This window comes from Shewanella sp. 10N.286.51.B8 (assembly GCF_041469325.1).
Lineage (GTDB): Bacteria > Pseudomonadota > Gammaproteobacteria > Enterobacterales > Shewanellaceae > Shewanella.
This window is the reverse complement of sequence record NZ_JBFRKG010000009.1, coordinates 51947-68102: the sequence shown is the minus strand read 5'-3', so window position 1 is coordinate 68102 and position 16156 is coordinate 51947. Positions and strand designations below refer to the sequence as shown.

The 16156-nt window shown below is 39.9% G+C and carries 17 protein-coding genes; 4 read left to right on the top strand and 13 right to left on the bottom strand.

What is annotated here, in order from left to right:
* Positions 1 to 20: 20 nt before the first annotated feature.
* The 10 genes from AB4160_RS05075 to speE form a co-directional block, all read right to left on the bottom strand.
* Complete coding sequence (locus AB4160_RS05075) at positions 21 to 737, bottom strand: RluA family pseudouridine synthase (protein ID WP_303502524.1); 717 nt, start codon at positions 735 to 737, stop codon at positions 21 to 23.
* A gap of 164 nt (positions 738 to 901) precedes the next feature.
* On the bottom strand, positions 902 to 1780 hold the full coding sequence (locus AB4160_RS05070; RefSeq protein ID WP_102438249.1) for a RimK/LysX family protein: 879 nt from the start codon (positions 1778 to 1780) through the stop codon (positions 902 to 904).
* Positions 1781 to 1834: 54 nt separating this feature from the next.
* Complete coding sequence (locus tag AB4160_RS05065) at positions 1835 to 2185, bottom strand: DUF3802 family protein (RefSeq protein WP_102438251.1); 351 nt, start codon at positions 2183 to 2185, stop codon at positions 1835 to 1837.
* Positions 2186 to 2242: 57 nt separating this feature from the next.
* Complete coding sequence (locus AB4160_RS05060) at positions 2243 to 2818, bottom strand: YceI family protein (protein ID WP_076537515.1); 576 nt, start codon at positions 2816 to 2818, stop codon at positions 2243 to 2245.
* Positions 2819 to 2949: 131 nt separating this feature from the next.
* Positions 2950 to 3399, bottom strand: coding sequence for a YaiI/YqxD family protein (locus AB4160_RS05055; protein WP_102438255.1), 450 nt, complete (start codon positions 3397 to 3399; stop codon positions 2950 to 2952).
* Between the two features lie 60 nt (positions 3400 to 3459).
* Positions 3460 to 4098 (bottom strand): pyridoxamine 5'-phosphate oxidase, encoded by a 639-nt coding sequence (gene pdxH / locus AB4160_RS05050; RefSeq protein WP_372003774.1) that lies wholly within the window; start codon positions 4096 to 4098, stop codon positions 3460 to 3462.
* A gap of 206 nt (positions 4099 to 4304) precedes the next feature.
* Complete coding sequence (speB, locus tag AB4160_RS05045) at positions 4305 to 5237, bottom strand: agmatinase (RefSeq protein WP_102519666.1); 933 nt, start codon at positions 5235 to 5237, stop codon at positions 4305 to 4307.
* A 30-nt stretch (positions 5238 to 5267) separates the two neighbouring features.
* A complete protein-coding gene (locus AB4160_RS05040) occupies positions 5268 to 6197 on the bottom strand; it encodes an adenosylmethionine decarboxylase (RefSeq protein WP_102438261.1) in 930 nt (309 codons plus the stop codon).
* 50 nt (positions 6198 to 6247) lie between these two features.
* A complete protein-coding gene (gene speA, locus AB4160_RS05035) occupies positions 6248 to 8161 on the bottom strand; it encodes a biosynthetic arginine decarboxylase (protein WP_102438263.1) in 1914 nt (637 codons plus the stop codon).
* Positions 8162 to 8189: 28 nt separating this feature from the next.
* Positions 8190 to 9068: a polyamine aminopropyltransferase gene (gene speE / locus AB4160_RS05030; protein WP_198589280.1), complete on the bottom strand. Its 879-nt coding sequence runs from the start codon at positions 9066 to 9068 to the stop codon at positions 8190 to 8192.
* Positions 9069 to 9566: 498 nt separating this feature from the next.
* On the opposite strand from speE, the gene AB4160_RS05025 reads away from it, so the two are divergent.
* The 4 genes from AB4160_RS05025 (at position 9567) to AB4160_RS05010 (ending at position 13044) form a co-directional block, all read left to right on the top strand.
* A complete protein-coding gene (locus AB4160_RS05025) occupies positions 9567 to 10400 on the top strand; it encodes a S1 RNA-binding domain-containing protein (RefSeq protein ID WP_102438265.1) in 834 nt (277 codons plus the stop codon).
* A 78-nt stretch (positions 10401 to 10478) separates the two neighbouring features.
* The gene (locus tag AB4160_RS05020; RefSeq protein ID WP_372003772.1) at positions 10479 to 11141 is read left to right on the top strand and encodes a YceH family protein; all 663 of its coding nucleotides are present in this window, start codon (positions 10479 to 10481) and stop codon (positions 11139 to 11141) included.
* A gap of 170 nt (positions 11142 to 11311) precedes the next feature.
* Positions 11312 to 12145: an ABC transporter permease subunit gene (locus tag AB4160_RS05015; RefSeq protein ID WP_102476226.1), complete on the top strand. Its 834-nt coding sequence runs from the start codon at positions 11312 to 11314 to the stop codon at positions 12143 to 12145.
* A complete protein-coding gene (locus AB4160_RS05010; RefSeq protein WP_102438269.1) occupies positions 12142 to 13044 on the top strand; it encodes an ABC transporter ATP-binding protein in 903 nt (300 codons plus the stop codon). The genes AB4160_RS05015 and AB4160_RS05010 overlap by 4 nt, the downstream gene beginning before the upstream one ends.
* Positions 13045 to 13743: 699 nt before the next feature.
* Here AB4160_RS05010 and AB4160_RS05005 read toward each other — a convergent pair.
* The 3 genes from AB4160_RS05005 to AB4160_RS04995 all read right to left on the bottom strand — a co-directional run bounded on the left by AB4160_RS05005 (position 13744) and on the right by AB4160_RS04995 (position 16137).
* Positions 13744 to 13950, bottom strand: coding sequence for a cold-shock protein (locus AB4160_RS05005; protein ID WP_012155714.1), 207 nt, complete (start codon positions 13948 to 13950; stop codon positions 13744 to 13746).
* Positions 13951 to 14229: 279 nt separating this feature from the next.
* Positions 14230 to 15099: a 23S rRNA (guanine(745)-N(1))-methyltransferase gene (gene rlmA, locus AB4160_RS05000; RefSeq protein ID WP_102519661.1), complete on the bottom strand. Its 870-nt coding sequence runs from the start codon at positions 15097 to 15099 to the stop codon at positions 14230 to 14232.
* Positions 15100 to 15297: 198 nt separating this feature from the next.
* Positions 15298 to 16137, bottom strand: coding sequence for a hypothetical protein (locus AB4160_RS04995; protein ID WP_372003770.1), 840 nt, complete (start codon positions 16135 to 16137; stop codon positions 15298 to 15300).
* Positions 16138 to 16156 lie beyond the last annotated feature (19 nt).

Below are 16156 nucleotides of genomic sequence, written 5' to 3'. Positions count from 1 at the left end.
ATCTGAATTTTACTGGAATGCTAAAACGGTGCTTCACACACCATATCAATCATTTCATGAGTTACTGGGTGCTGAAAACGCAGCCTTTGAGCATGTAATAATAGTCGTGGGCCAAAGACTTCTTCTGCAAGCGCCTCTGAAGTGGCATTTTTATATAAATCACAGCCCAAAATAGGATGCTTAACATAGTGACTGTGCAGCCGTAACTGATGTGTTCTACCGGTAATAGGCACAAATTTCACTTTAGTTATTGGTATCGCTTCTTGTAAATGAACTGACTCTATCTCTAACCGCTCTATCACTTCAAATTGACTCTGTGATGGTTTGCCCTTTTCATGGCAAATCTTCATAAACGGAAAATTATCAACATCTTTAGCAATTGGCGCATCAATATAGCCAATTTCTTTATCATGTTGCTGCAGCCCAAAAACATGGCCGAACAAAATCGCACTGTAGGTTTTACTCACAGTTTTATTTTGAAATTGTTTGGTCAGTAAGCCATTAATGGTTTTATTTAACGCCACCAGCATGATCCCTGAGGTACCAAAATCGAGTCGATGGACTAATGTCGCATTGGGAAAGTCCTGCACTAAACGGTAATGAACAGAGTCTTTATTAAGCGGGTTCTTACCCGATAAACTCAGTAAACCGCTAGGCTTATTTATCAGTAATAAATGCTCATCTTGATACAAAATAGTGATGTGTTCTGAACACGGCGGTGCAATAAATTCAGACATGCTGGCCTTTTTTTTGGGGGGGCAAGGGTTAAGTTTGAAGTTTATGATAGATACAAGCGTTACACTAAATGCTGATGTAAAAATAACAACTTAACGCTAATCGTTTAAATAATATCGACAAAAAAAAACCGCTCAACTGAACGGTATTGAATCTGTAAACAGGCTTACATGTCCACATCGACAATATAGTGGCCTTGCAGCCAATTACGTCCAATAAGCAATTTATAGGTCATTTTACTGCGATCACGTAAATTAACATCAACTTTGAACTCTTGGCCAGGTTCACCTAGCGTCAAGGTCACCATATAACGGATTTCACTGCCTTGTGCATTACGGATTAAGGAAGTGCTATGAATTCGAGCTGTGACCTGTGCTTTTTCACCCTTCTCGTTCATGGTGGTAAAAGTGACATCTTTACCGACATTGTTCTCCATGTTGCTTTTGTCTTCACCAATAATATGCAGGTTAGTAGCGTGTAATGAATTCTCAACGGCGCCGGTATCAATGCGGGTATCAAATATTAACCCTGACTCTACAATGCTAATGTCTGCAGTAGGGCCAATTAGTTTTTGCTCTGAAACATCAACCACATATTTACCTTTTAACCAATTGCGACCTATGAGTAATTTATAATCCATGGAGGCACGATTACGAAGATTAACCTTTACCGTACGGGTGCTGTCACCGAATGTTATAGGTAACTTAACCGCGTAGCGGGTTTCAGTGCCTTGGGAGTTACTGACGGTCGAAGTACCAACAATTTTGGCACTAACTTGCTGCTGCTGACCCTTTTCGTTTTCTGTGGTAAACGAAACGGTTTTACCAACATTATCCTTCATTTTCTTTGCACTGCCGCCTAACACCTTTATATTAAGTGCATGCAATGAAGAGTTTACCGCTCCAGTATCCATACGAGCCTCAAATACAATGCCGCCTTGGCTCACTGACATCATTTCAGTTTGCCCCAACACTTGTTTTTCAGCCGCCACTGATGAAAAAGACATACAAATGAATAGCATTGCACCAACAAGAGATTTAAACATGCAGGTTCCTAATAATGAATATAAATAATTAAAATAATGACGTTAAAAATAGGTTTATCTGAGAAGTTGCTCGATTTCTTTATCGAATAAGTTCTTAATAAGCCCTGAGAACTCAGTGATAAAAATACTCTGCTCCGCCGTAGCATTATGCTTAGCGACACTGGCGAGAATTTCTTCAAGATCATAAACAATGGCATCAATTTCTCGAATGATGTCATTTCTTTGTTCAAATGAAAGCTTGGGGTTTTGACCACATACCATGATGATTTGGGCTGATAACTGATCTTCAAATAATTCTAAAACCGTTTGATTGTTAATGCTGCTGGCTTCAGACTTTTCAAATAGGCCTAAATGTTCAGTTAAATATTGAATTAGATGAATATAACCGTCTTTATCTGTGACCATTACTTACCTTAATGAGGTGGCTTTTGTATGTGATTCACACAAAAGCCACAATTCGTTTTATTGCGATAACGTTAATACAAACGACACGGGTACCGCTAAGCTTATACTGCCAAGGCCAGCGATTTCGCGCAACTTATTCACCCCGTCAGTTAAACCAAAATCTGCCGCTTGCACAATGACAGGAGACATACTGGTCACTACCATTTTTGTGTCTGATAATTTAGCGATCAACACATCAAATGATTGTTTCTTGGTTTTACCATGTAACTCAATTGTGCCATCAATTTGGGTCACTAACGTTGAGCCAACACTCAAATCAGCCACGAGTTGTGGATTAACCATCGAACTTAACTGTAGTTGCGGATATTTAGCCACTTCAAATAACATGGCCTGCATGCGTTCATCACGTATTTCAATACCGGTATCAACACTGACCAAATCAATCGTTAAGTTAAAGGCCCCTGCTGAGGTCAAATTACCACTGACTTGTTTAAAATCATGTACTTCAGCAACATCGGCTTGTTTAATTGAAATGAAGCTCACTTTTGAATGCGCTTGTTTCACTTGCCAATCTGCGGCCAACACTGAGGTGCTGAGTAATACTAATGGTAATACTGCGATCCATTTTTTCATCATTAATCCTTTTTGTGAATAAAAACAGTTAAATTATAGATTAAATTTTCTTAACTGGCTGGAACGCTATTATTATCACCATGATTCCGGTAAGGGTGAAACCTTGCTCTATACAACGACTCAAGAAATTTTTACAAGCGACTCAACCATTTATCTAATGCTTGCCCAAAAGCGTGTTTATCGGCTTGTGAAAAACTATTGGGCCCTGCAGTATGCACGCCGCTGCTTCTTAGCTCTTCCATAAAATCTCTCATGGTCAAACGTTGTTTTATGTTATCAACGGTATAGATATCACCGCGGGGATTAAACACCACGGCGCCTTTTTCAATGGCATCTGCCGCTAACGGAATATCACCGGTAATAACTAAATCACCACTATTTAATTGCTTAACAATGTAATTATCAGCTTCATCAAAACCTGAGCTGACTCTGACCACAGAAATATTAGCCGATGCTGGCACGCGGATCAGTTGATTGGCCACTAATATCAATGGCACTTTTTTGCGGTCGGCGGCGCGAAATAGCATTTCTTTAACCGGATTAGGACAGGCGTCGGCATCAACCCAAATTGTTTTACTCATTCATTTTCTCGTCAATTTTTATCAGTACACATCAAACTTGCACGCAATTTAAGCCGTTTATCAAGGCGCAAGTCTATCGATAAGCCAATCGCTATCTTGTTTTTGATAAATAAAACGGTCATGCAAGCGGCGCTCGCCACCTTGCCAAAACTCAATACTGTCAGCTTTTACGCGGTAACCGCCCCAAAACTTTGGCAACGGCACTTCACCTTTGGCAAATTTATTCTTCATCTCATTAAATTTACCTTCAAGGGCTTGTCTTGCGCTAATTTTACTGGACTGTTTTGACACCCATGCAGCTATTTGACTGTCTTTAGGGCGGCTCATAAAGTACTTAGTCACTTCAAGCATGGATAACGGCTCTGCCACGCCAGTGACGGCGACTTGGCGCTCTAATGGATGCCATGGAAACAACAAACTGATTTTGGCATTGTGAGCCAATTGAGTGGCTTTACGGCTTTCTAGATTGGTGAAGAAAACAAAGCCATCATCATCAAACTTTTTTAATAGCACAATTCGTTGGAAAGGTTGCCCATGCTCATCAACAGTGGCTACGCACATAGCGGTTGGATCGGTTAATTGCGCGTCTTTGGCTTGCTCAATCCAAGTTTCAAATAACATCATTGGATTAGCAGGGAGATCATTGCGCCTTAAACCACCTTGAGTATATTCACGGCGGATATCTGTTAAATCATTCATATCTTTGCTAAACCTCGTTAGATGCAACTGTCTTTGTATATGTTGCCATTATACTCACGAACACTGATTTATGATCATGACAATATTGACAAATATTATCAGCATTGAAAAACAATTCATTTCCGATAAAAAAAACCAACGATGAACGTTGGTTTTATAAAGGAGCATTTAAAGTGTTTAGTCGTTAATTTAAGACTAATTTGCGACTATTTTTTTACTAAACCTTTGCCTGCAGCCCAAACGTGGAGCATTTCCAGCCCTAAGGTTGCCCCAGCTAAAGCGGTAATATCAGCAGAATCATAGGCTGGTGCTACTTCAACTACGTCCATACCAACTATGTTCATGCCACGTAAGCCGCGGATGATCTTCATCGCTTTATCACTGGTTAAGCCACCACAAACTGGCGTACCAGTACCTGGCGCGTAAGCAGGATCTAAACAATCAATATCAAAGGTCACATAAAGCGGCATATCGCCCACTCTCGCTTTAATTTGTTCGACAATTTGTTCAGCAGTTAAATCATTGGCCTGTGCAGCATCAATCACTTTAAATAGATGATCGGCGGCATTAAATTCAGTACGAATACCAATCTGAATTGAATTTTCAGGCGCAATTAAACCTTCATTAGGCGCATGATAAAACATAGTGCCATGGTCGTATTTACTGCCTTGGCTATATGTATCGGTATGTGCATCAAAATGCAGCAAAGCCATTTTGCCGTACTTTTTATGATGAGCACGCAGCAGTGGTAAAGTCACAAAGTGATCGCCACCAAAACTGAGTAGTGCTTTATCTGCATCAAGAATACGGGTGGCAAACGCTTCTAAACGGCTGGTGAAATCTTCTTGATCGCCACAATCAAACACTAAGTCGCCAGCATCAACAATATTGATGGTTTCGCTTAAGCTGAAATCCCATGGCCAACGAGTTTCTTCCCACGCAAGGTTGACTGATGCACGGCGAATGGCTTCAGGGCCCATGCGGCCACCAGAGCGACCCGTGGTGGCCATATCGAAAGGCAAACCAATAACCACCACATCGGCATCGGTTTCAGTGGGTTTAAAATCTAATGGCTGACGTAAGTAGCCAAATGCATTTGAATACAAAGAGTAATCTGCTTTTTCAGCAAAAGTGCTCATAAAAATCTCCGTAATGGCTTAAGCCAATAACTACAAATATTCTGGGATCAACACTTCATGACAAAGCTGCTGATAATGACTGAAATCAATGGTATAGCCTTGCTCAGTAGCTAATGAGCAACTTCCTAAACATAGATGTTCAGGGAACCCCTGAGTATTTCTCGGGGAGTTAAAGCCAATCACATCCCAGCTACCAGGGTTGAGAATGCCCAATAACTTGCCATAAACATCAACAGGATAATCTGCAAGATTGAGATTCGTTTCAAAGCTCACATAGGAGCTTTTTTCTTGCGGGGTGATATGAATGGTGAAATAGGACTCATCTTTGATGCCATTGATGGAATAACCAAAAGGCTCAAATAAAAAGTCATCAATAATAAAATCAGGAAATAGCACCGACAATTCAAGCAAGTCACGAATACCCTGTGCAGACTGATCTACGCCACGTAAATAATTCGCTGCAGCGCCATTAATGTGATACATCAATAGTTCATTAGTGACGTCAGTTGTTGGCGCAATAAATGGCTTTTTAGTACTGAACAAATAATGATGATGCGAGTCTAAGTGACCAATGCGATAGGCATTTCCGGTTACTGTTTGACGAATTTTAGTCAAATCTTCTTTAAATGAACTTGATTGTAAATGCGACAAATACTCGTTTTTACGCTGGTAACTGGCAAAAGCAATTGCTTGCTCCCCAACGTGGTCGATAAATGACATAACCGCATCAGCAAGGGTTGTCGTGCCGCACGTTAGCATCACAAAGCGATCATCCCAAACAAATAAGCTCGACTCGCTAAGCAAGTAGGCGTCGCAATAATCATTACTCACTGAAGATAAAATTTCAGCATTGGCACAAGCAACGATACCAGCCCAAAAAGGCTGGCCCAAATGCCGTAATCTAACATTGGAGTCAGCAATGATGACTTCAATTTTCTTTTCTGAACCTTCAAAAAACATAAATTAAACCTAAAACAGCGGCGCGCATTATCCGCGCCGCAAAAACACTTTTACGAGAAATCTTCTAAATAGGTATAACCTTTTAGACCTAACTGTAACTCTTCCAAAATTGATGCTCTTTCATCTTCAGCAATATGCTGATTCACAAGCTCTTCATAGGTACGCATAAATGCAACTGCATCAAGATTGACATAACGCAGCACATCAGCAACGGTATCGCCAGCCAACACAGACTCAATATTAGGTAAGCCATTGTCTTCTACACGCACAACCGCAGAATTGGTATCACCAAATAAGTTATGCATATCACCTAAAATTTCTTGATAAGCACCGACCATGAAAAAGCCAATCAAATATGGACTTTCAGCTGACCATGCAGGCACAGGTAACGTCGTTTCAATGCCTTGGCCATCAACATATTGATCAACAATACCGTCTGAATCACAGGTAATATCAAGCATGACCGCGCGTCTTTCAGGTGGCTTATCTAAACCGCTTAACGGCAATATTGGGAACACCTGATCAATCCCCCAAGCATCTGGAATTGATTGAAATAATGAAAAGTTAACAAAGAACTTATCTGCTAATTTTTCATTCAACTCATCAATAATAGGGCGATGGAAACGGTTATTATTACTTAATAAGCTTTTAAGTGCATGACAAACACGTAAATTGGTTTGCTCAGCCCAAGCGCGCTGCATTAAAGTCAATTGACCCATTGAGAATAATGAATGCGCTTCAGCAATATCACTTTGCGTATCATGATAAATTTCGATAATGGCGCGGCTATCTGGGCGCTCACTCATATCCGTCCATGACATCCACATGTTGTGCAGTAATTGCGGCGCACTCTCTTCAGGCGGATGGATCTCTTCAGGATAGTATGACTCGGTGCCAATCACATCAGTAATTAACACGGCATGATGCGCGGTTAAATGGCGACCTGATTCTGAAATAATTCGTGGCATAGGTTGGTCGTATTCATTACAAATATCGGTTAACACATTAACGATATTGTTAGCGTACTCAGCTAAGCCGTAATTCATCGAGTTATTACTTTGGCTTCGGGTACCATCATAATCTACGGCTAAACCACCACCGACATCGAAAGTATCAATCAAGGCGCCCATTTCACGTAATTCACAATAAAAACGTGCGGCTTCACTCACACCTTGGCGAATATCGCGAATATTGGCAATTTGCGAACCTAAGTGGAAATGGATAAGTTGCAATGATTCCATCTTATCGACGCGCTTTAACTCATTGAGCACTTTTAGTACTTGAGCTGCAGATAAACCAAATTTGGATTTTTCGCCGCCACTGGCTTGCCACTTGCCTTTACCTTGGAAAGCTAAACGGGTACGTAAACCTAAACGTGGTGTCACTCCAAGTTTTGCTGACTCTTCGAGAATTAGCTTAAGCTCTGAATACTTCTCAATGACGATATAAACTTTATGACCTAGCTTTTCACCAATTAAGGCTAAGCGAACATACTCTTTATCTTTATAGCCGTTACAAACAATAACTGAGCTGGCTTTTTGCGCCATCGCCAGTACCGCCATTAATTCAGGTTTACTACCTGCTTCAAGGCCAAGTTGTGGCACTTCTTTAGACTTTTGACTGGCAAGAATTTCTTCAACTACGGTTTGCTGTTGATTCACTTTGATCGGATAAACTAATAAATAGTCATTCTGATACTCGTATTTTTGTATAGCGGCATTAAACGCATCACATAAGTTTTCAACTCGGCGATGCAAAATTTGCGGAAAACGCACTAATACAGGTAACGACACCCCAGCTTTAACCATATCTTTGGCGAGTTCATTTAAGCCAATGGTACAGTTTTGTTTGGATGGATCTGGAGTAACAGTCACTTCGCCATCATCTGCAATACCAAAATACTGCTGGCTCCAATGAGTCACGTTATAGCTTGCACGTGCATTTTCGATAGACCAATCTTTCATATTTTTTATTCCGTCTATATCAAGCAAATTATGCAGTGGTTACTTGCGCACTTTTGACTGCATTTTCTACAAAAGCTGGCAATGCAAAACTTGCCATATGAAGAGCAGGCGTATAATAACGAGTATTAATGTTTGCCGTCTCGAACCGTTGGGTTAATGTTGCTAAATCTTGCTGTCTGGCACACACATTATCGGTAGCCCACGCAAATGCCATGGTGCCACCAATATAAGTCGGTACTGCTGCAGTGTAAAACCAGCAGTCTTTTACATAAGGGCTCATTCTACGAACCGTATCTTGTATTTCTTCAGGCTGTAAAAAAGCCACACCGTTTTGGGCCACAAAAATCCCCTGCTCAGTTAAGCAGCGTTTACAATTTTCATAAAATGGTGAACTAAACAGTACTTCACCAGGCCCCACCGGATCAGTGCAATCAGAGATAATCACATCAAACTTGTCTTGGCATTGGGCAATAAAATGCATGCCATCATCAATGACCAAGTTTACTCTTGGGTCTTCAAACGCACCTTGAGAATGCTGCGGGAAATAGGTTTTACACATCTCAACCACATTAGCATCGATCTCAACCATAGTAACCTGCTCAATCGCGCTATGTTTAAGCACTTGCCTTAGCATACCGCCATCGCCGCCACCAATAATGAGTACTCGTTTGGCTTTACCATGGGCAATAATAGGTACATGAGTCATCATTTCATGATAAACAAATTCATCTTTTTCAGTGGTTTGAATCGCACCATTTAACGCCATAACACGGCCAAATGTTTTATTTTCAAAAATACTTAAATGCCACTGCTGTGTTTTTTGTTCAAACAAAACCTGCTCAACCTCAAAATACTGACCATAGCCAGCGTGCAATGTTTCGTAATAAATATCTGATTTGTTTATCATGTTATAAAAGTCCAACGTGGTTATTTTTGTAATAACACCACGTAGAAATAAGTGAGCAAAAAGAGTCATACAAAGCGACCAAAACGATGTGGTCATGAACGACTCAGTTAATAGCAAACAATCAAGCCTCAATACCTGCTATGCGCTAGCCATAAACATAGCAAACAGTCTCACGGTTATGACACAACAGAAACTTGAAAAGTGCAAATAAAAAAGCGGCGCAATTAAACCCTGCTAACCGGTTAAATGCAAGCAAGAAAAATCCATTTTAATATAAAAATATCTTAATATTTAGCCACTGCAAATTGATGATGTTTTTTTTGTTAAATAACAAAAACTTACTAACCAATAGCAATAGCATGTTATCTGACAGTATAGATGATCGTCATCACCTAAAATTAACTTCAATGAGTTTGTTTAGAAACCCAAGTTACAAGCAAGCTGATTGCGTATATAATCAAACTGTTTTTTCATAACCTAAGTTAACCAGAGTCGCGAATGATACAGATCGGAAAGAAATACTCCCTAGAGGTCGTTAAACAAGTTAATTTTGGCGTTTACCTAAATGCTGAAGAACTTGGGCAAGTGCTGTTACCCAATAAATTTGCCCCTAAAGGCTGTCAAGTCGGCGATATGGTAGATGTTTTTCTTTATCTCGATTCTGAAGATATTGTTATTGCGACCACCCAAACACCTTATGCACAAGTGGGTGAATTTGCTTATTTAGAGGCCATTGCTACTGGTCCTTTTGGCGCATTTTTAGATTGGGGCTTAGATAAAGATTTATTACTGCCTTTTGGTGAGCAGCATCGACACATTGAAGAAGGTAAGTCATACCTAGTTTATGTTCATGCCAATAGAGCCGATGAACGCATTATGGCATCAGCAAAAGTCGATAAGTTTTTAGACAAGACACCTGCTGAATATCAAGTGGGTGAAGAAGTTGACTTAATCATTGGTGGCACCACTGATTTAGGTTTCAAAGCCATTATTAATAATGCCCATTGGGGCGTGCTTTATCAAAATGAAGTATTCCAACGCCTAAGCTTTGGTCAATCAATCAAAGGCTATATCAAGCTAGTTCGTGAAGATGGCAAAGTGGATTTAATTTTACAAAAAGACAGCCAACAAAGCTTTGATAAAAATGCTGAAACCATTATTAATAAACTGCACCGCGCAGGTGGTTTTTTACCATTAAATGACAAAACTGATTCAGCGATTATTTACGAGCAACTCGCCATGAGCAAAAAAGCCTTCAAACGCAGCATTGGCGGTTTATTCAAAGCGAAACAAATTAGCATTGAAGCTGACGGCATTAGATTACTTAAATAGCAGCCTAAATAGCCAAATTATTTGATAAAAAGCATGGTTCTGTTATAACAAACCATGCTTTTTTATTTGGAGTAATTTATGGAACTTAGCAATCTGGAAGCCCGCATTATTGGCTGTTTATTAGAAAAAGAAATTACTACCCCTGAGCAATACCCGCTTTCAATCAATTCAATTACCCTTGCCTGTAACCAAAAAAGTAGTCGTGAACCCGTCATGGCATTAAGCGAGACTGAAGTACAAACCATTATTGATGATTTAGCCAAGAAGCGACTTATCAGTGAGCAGTCAGGTTTTGGCAGTCGAGTGGTAAAATACAAGCATCGTTTTTGTAATACAGAGTTCAGTGACTTACGGCTTAGTAGTGATCAACTTGCAGTGATAATTGTGATGCTGCTACGTGGGCCACAAACGCCCGGTGAGCTCAAAACCCGCTGTAATCGACTACATGCTTTTGAAACGCCTCAGCAAGTCGAATCCACATTACAAGCGCTAGCCAGCCGTGAAGAGCCGTTAATCGTCCAATTGCCCCGCGAAGCTGGCCGTCGTGATAATCGTTACGCACAATTATTTTCTGATAAGCAATACCTTGAACAAGGCACAACATCATTCGATGCCAGTGTTGCAAGAACGCCATCATCAGCAGCAGATAAACAAGCCTTAGCCGCTAGAGTGGAGCAACTTGAAACCCAAGTCAGTGAGTTAACTCAGCGCCTTCAAGAACTCGAGCAATTATTAAACTAACACTGTTAATAAATAAGCATCTACACTCAAGCCACTTTTTATACTGCGTGCTCAGCAAACAACACTGTTGAGCACAGCTTGCCGGTAATTTAACAAAAATTAATCTGATAAATAGTAGCGATAAAGTATGATGACTAAAATATTATTGTATTTGCAAGGATTGATACTAAATGGATTCAACTCAAAGACCTTCAGCAATACGCCAATTATGGCTCATTGCCTCCTATGAGGTCAGTAAACGTTTTACCAATACCAAAGGCATTGCAGCATTAATCGCCTTTTCCTTGATCTGGGCGATTATCCTTTTATACCCAGTTAATAGTGCCTCTAGCTACCTACTCGAACCCGCAACCAAAGACTTGGTCCAAGGTCTATACGGCCCTGGCACCTTAGATCAATTATTTAATTGGTCTGTGGCTGAATTTGCAGTGTTTTGGTGTATTGCTTTATATCTGTTTCCTTTTTTCAGTATTTTCATTACTGCAGATCAATTTAGTTCTGATAAACAAAGAGGATCATTCCGATTTTTAAGCCTCAGAGTCAGTAGAGACAGTATTTTCTTTGGCCGTTTTTTAGGGCAAATGCTTATTCAATCAAGCCTATTACTACTGACCATTATCGCCACTCTTGTGATGGTAATAAGTCGTGATGCCAGTTTACTTGGCGATGCAGTAATTAGCGGCTTTGCGGTATTCTTGAGTATCACTATCGTCCTTTTACCCTATACCGCAGTGATGGCAGTGTTATCTTGGTACGCCAACTCTGCCAGAATGGCCAGCATTTATGCGGTAATCCTTTGGGCACTCAGCGGTATCGTCATAGCCATTATTAATAGTCAGCTACCTGCAGTTTCGTTCATTAGCTGGGTATTGCCGGGTTCACAGTTATCTTTAATGATTAATACTCAGGGTCTTGGCTCGCTTATTTACGCCCCGATCCCAATCATTCAAGCCATAGTTATCCTTGCACTTGGCCGAATTTACATGCAAAGGAGTGCACTATGAAGTTAATTACCTGTACTAATATTTCTAAGCAATATGGCAATAAAGTGGCGCTATCTAATATCAATCTGTCACTTGATGCTGGTGCGCCTATCGCGCTTGTAGGCCCTAATGGCGCCGGCAAAACTACCCTTTTTAGCTTACTTTGTGGTTTTATTCATCCCAGTAATGGTGAAATAAGCATTTTTGGGGAAAAGCCAGGCAGTGCTAAATTACAAAATATTGTCTCAGCTTTACCACAAGACGCCGCGTTAGACCCCAACTTTAGTATAGTGTCGCAACTTACTTTTTTTGGTAAATTACAAGGTATGTCAGGTAAGAAAGCTAAGCAAGAAGCACTTAGAGTGCTTGAATTAGTTGACTTAACTAGCTCAGCGCAAATGTTACCTAAAAGCCTCAGTCATGGAATGAGTAAACGAGTTTCGATCGCTCAAGCGCTGATAGGTTCGCCTAAACTGGTGTTACTTGATGAACCCACTGCAGGGCTTGATCCTGTTAACGCAAAAAAAATCCGTCAAATAGTAAAAGACTTATCAGTAGAAACGACTTTTGTTATTAGCTCCCATAATTTAGAAGAGCTTGAAAAACTGTGCGATCAAGTTGTCTATTTAGAGAACGGTCAGCTACAACAATCGGTGTCAATGAAAGCTGATGCTGAAACCGCCTTTTTAACCTTGACGATGCAGCAAGCAGACATTAGTGCACTAAGTGATAAGGTGCGTTTACTGCCTAATATCCTCAATGTGAAAATTAACAACGATGAGCAAATAATTATTGAGCACCGTATAGATGTAAGCTTTAGCTTAGAGTTGTCATTACTAACATTATTTACCGAGCAAGGATGGCAATATAAAGCAATGATGAAAGGACGAAGCTTAGAAGAAACACTGTTTTCAAATTAAGCAGCATTAAGTTGATTAAATCTAACAAACCCAGCAATTATTGCTGGGTTTTAATTTTTAAAAGCAATTAACAAAAACGTGACCCCCGTCACACCTAGCACCCTCAATAATTTCAAACCGCTCTTAATCTGCACTTGCTCCCAAAATAAAAATGTCGATTTTTTAACTGTAAAAACAACATTGAACGATGACTTTATCTGCTTAGTAAACCTGATAGAAGCGTATACATTTTGCAATTAGCTAAATCAAATCAACATAAGAAAACATACAGCTGAAACTGGCTGACTAGGACAAATCAGCAAATTGTAGATTTCCATAGGTGGCTATAACGCCCAAAATCCAAGGTTCAAATAACGAAAATAGAGTGAGAAACAGACTGGGAAAACACTAAGAAATCGGCAGTAACGAAATAGCAATCACAGTAAATAAATAGTAAAAGTATTTCAGATGCAGATAAAAGCGAGGCAAAAAATGGAGTGGATTGATGCTTCTAAGCTGATGGAATGCAACTAAAGAGAGAGTCACCAAATCAACATCTAAACTAGCAGAGCATACTGCAACAACAAGGGTTAAAACAACTTATCAACCTAAGTTATTGAAATAAAGGTATTTAAACAAAGGATAGTTAAAAAAAGCAAAAAAAAAACTGTAGTCAAAGACTACAGCTTTATTAATTATACTAGCCGAAGCTAGAAATAATTAAACTACAGTAACGTTCTCAGCTTGAGGACCTTTTTGTCCTTGAGTAACAGTGAACTGTACTTTTTGACCTTCGTCAAGAGTTTTGAAACCGTCTGAGTTGATAGCACGGAAGTGAACGAATACGTCTGGACCAGACTCTTGCTCGATAAATCCGAAACCTTTATCAGAGTTGAACCACTTAACAACACCAGTAACTTGAGACATGATATAAATCCTGTATATATAAATTAAAGCCTTAACGGCAGTAGAGCTGAAAATGCCGGTTTTACTTATGTTCACAGGACGAAACTGGTCGTATTGAAACACATAAACTAAGCCCAACCTTCAAGCCCGATAGATTATGAACCTTTTTGCGGGTATGTCAACTAAATCGCTATATAATTTGATATAGATGCTACAACAACAATATTCAGTGCTCGGACTAACAAAATTCACAACTAAATATCAGATTCAAATAGTAAAATACCAGTTCTATATGACAAATCAATTACGGATGTGAATTTCGATACTAAAGTCTAACTCGCAGCTAAGCCCTTGATTTGAAATTTCAGCCTTTTGCTCAGCTGTTAATTTCCATGCATAGGGAGTCATATTCAAAAAGTTTTCAATATCAACGACTTTAGATAACTCAAGCCGATACTGTAATCGCTCCTGATGTAAGCAGCTAAAGCCCTCAATCTGCGCTTTGGCTTCATCATGGGGTTTGGGCTCACTGTAAATAATTTTTTTCATTGCAAAATGGTGCATTGGCCCAGGTGCTACGGTAATTAAAATAGCCCCTTTTTTAAGTACCCGTTGCAACTCTTCTACTTTTGACGGTGCATAAATACGAATAGCCAAATCAAACGCTGACGCTGAAAACGGCATCTCATAAGCGCTAGCAACACAAAAGTCCATTTGTGGATAACGTTTAGAGGCGTAACGTATCGCAGACTTTGAGATATCTAACCCTTGTAAGTGACATGTTTGTTCAACATTGGCTTTTGGGGCGGTATCAAGCGAATTATTGCTTGCATTTAAGGCGCTATTTTCATTTAAAGCGCTATGAAGCCTGTTACTGTAATACCCCTCACCACAACCGATATCAAGCACGCATTGTGCATTAGCAGCATACTTAACCGCGAGCTGATTCACTTTCTCACTGAGCTTTTCATAATAGCCTTGGTTCAGAAATTCTCGGCGCGCTAGCATCATGTCTTTATTATCACCGGGGTCTTTGGAGTTTTTCTTCTGCACTGGAAGCAGGTTCACATAGCCCTCTTTAGCGCAATCAAATTGATGACGATTTTGACAATGCCATGATTTTTGGTGCAGTGATAACTCTGTTTGGCAGATTGGACAAATATATTGCATGACATAACTCTATAGAAATGAAAAAGGTGATTAAGTTGAATTCTAGCTTGTGATTTAAGTTATATTTAGAGATTAGTTAAGACTACAACTAATATAAATAGCACCGAAAACTCAAAAATAGTCTCGGTTACTTATAATGCAGTTACTTACAATGCAGTTACTTACAAATAGTGTCGATTGATCCGCTGTAGCAAATAACTACTCATGTTCTTCAGTTAATTTATCAACCATTTGGCTAACATCCGCCGGAGCAAGCAAGCTAAAGCATTCAAGTTTACGCTGAAGACCTTCAACATTTTTTGATAACTCATTGGCTGCAGTAGCAAAATTAGTGCGCTGCTGCGATTGACTATAAGTTCTGAGTAACCAGCGGTGTTTATGACTGAGTAGATTATCTAACTTTATCAGCTGAGCGGCAATCACTGCGTTAACCTTATTATGCTCTGATGACAAATAAGCGGTTATTTCAGCTCGCACTTGTTCGATCTCACTTATATTTATCGCAATGGTTGCCGGCGCGTCTTCATAGTTAAAGCTGCGGGCTAATATCGCCCTTGCATGCATTAATGCTTTAGGTTCTTGATTAAGTCTAAAATCATCTTCAAGTTTAATGGCATCACCAAGCTGCCCTTTTACCTTAATTTGTAGAGCTTCAGCAAATGAAAAGACTAATGTGGTTCCCTGCCTTAACATGGTCGCGGATTTTTTCGGTGCGACACCTGAGCGAGTATACAAACGAAAGCCTTGGCCTACGCCACGTTTTAGCTGGCTAATGAGATTGTGATCATTATCTACAATCGTATTGACTTGCTCTTGAACAGACACCTTAAAAAGTGGCTGACAAGTTAAAATGATAGTCGCACCTTGCAGCACATTCGCATTATTAAACTTCAGCTCTTTTACTATGACCTCAGCAATAGGCTGGCTCAATGCCGGTAATATCGCAAAATCACTTACTTCATCAGGTAGGCTAAGATGTAAAGTCTGATGCTGATCCACTTCATATTTAACGGGCTGACTTAATAAATGGTTATACATGTACTTACCTCTGATTTTT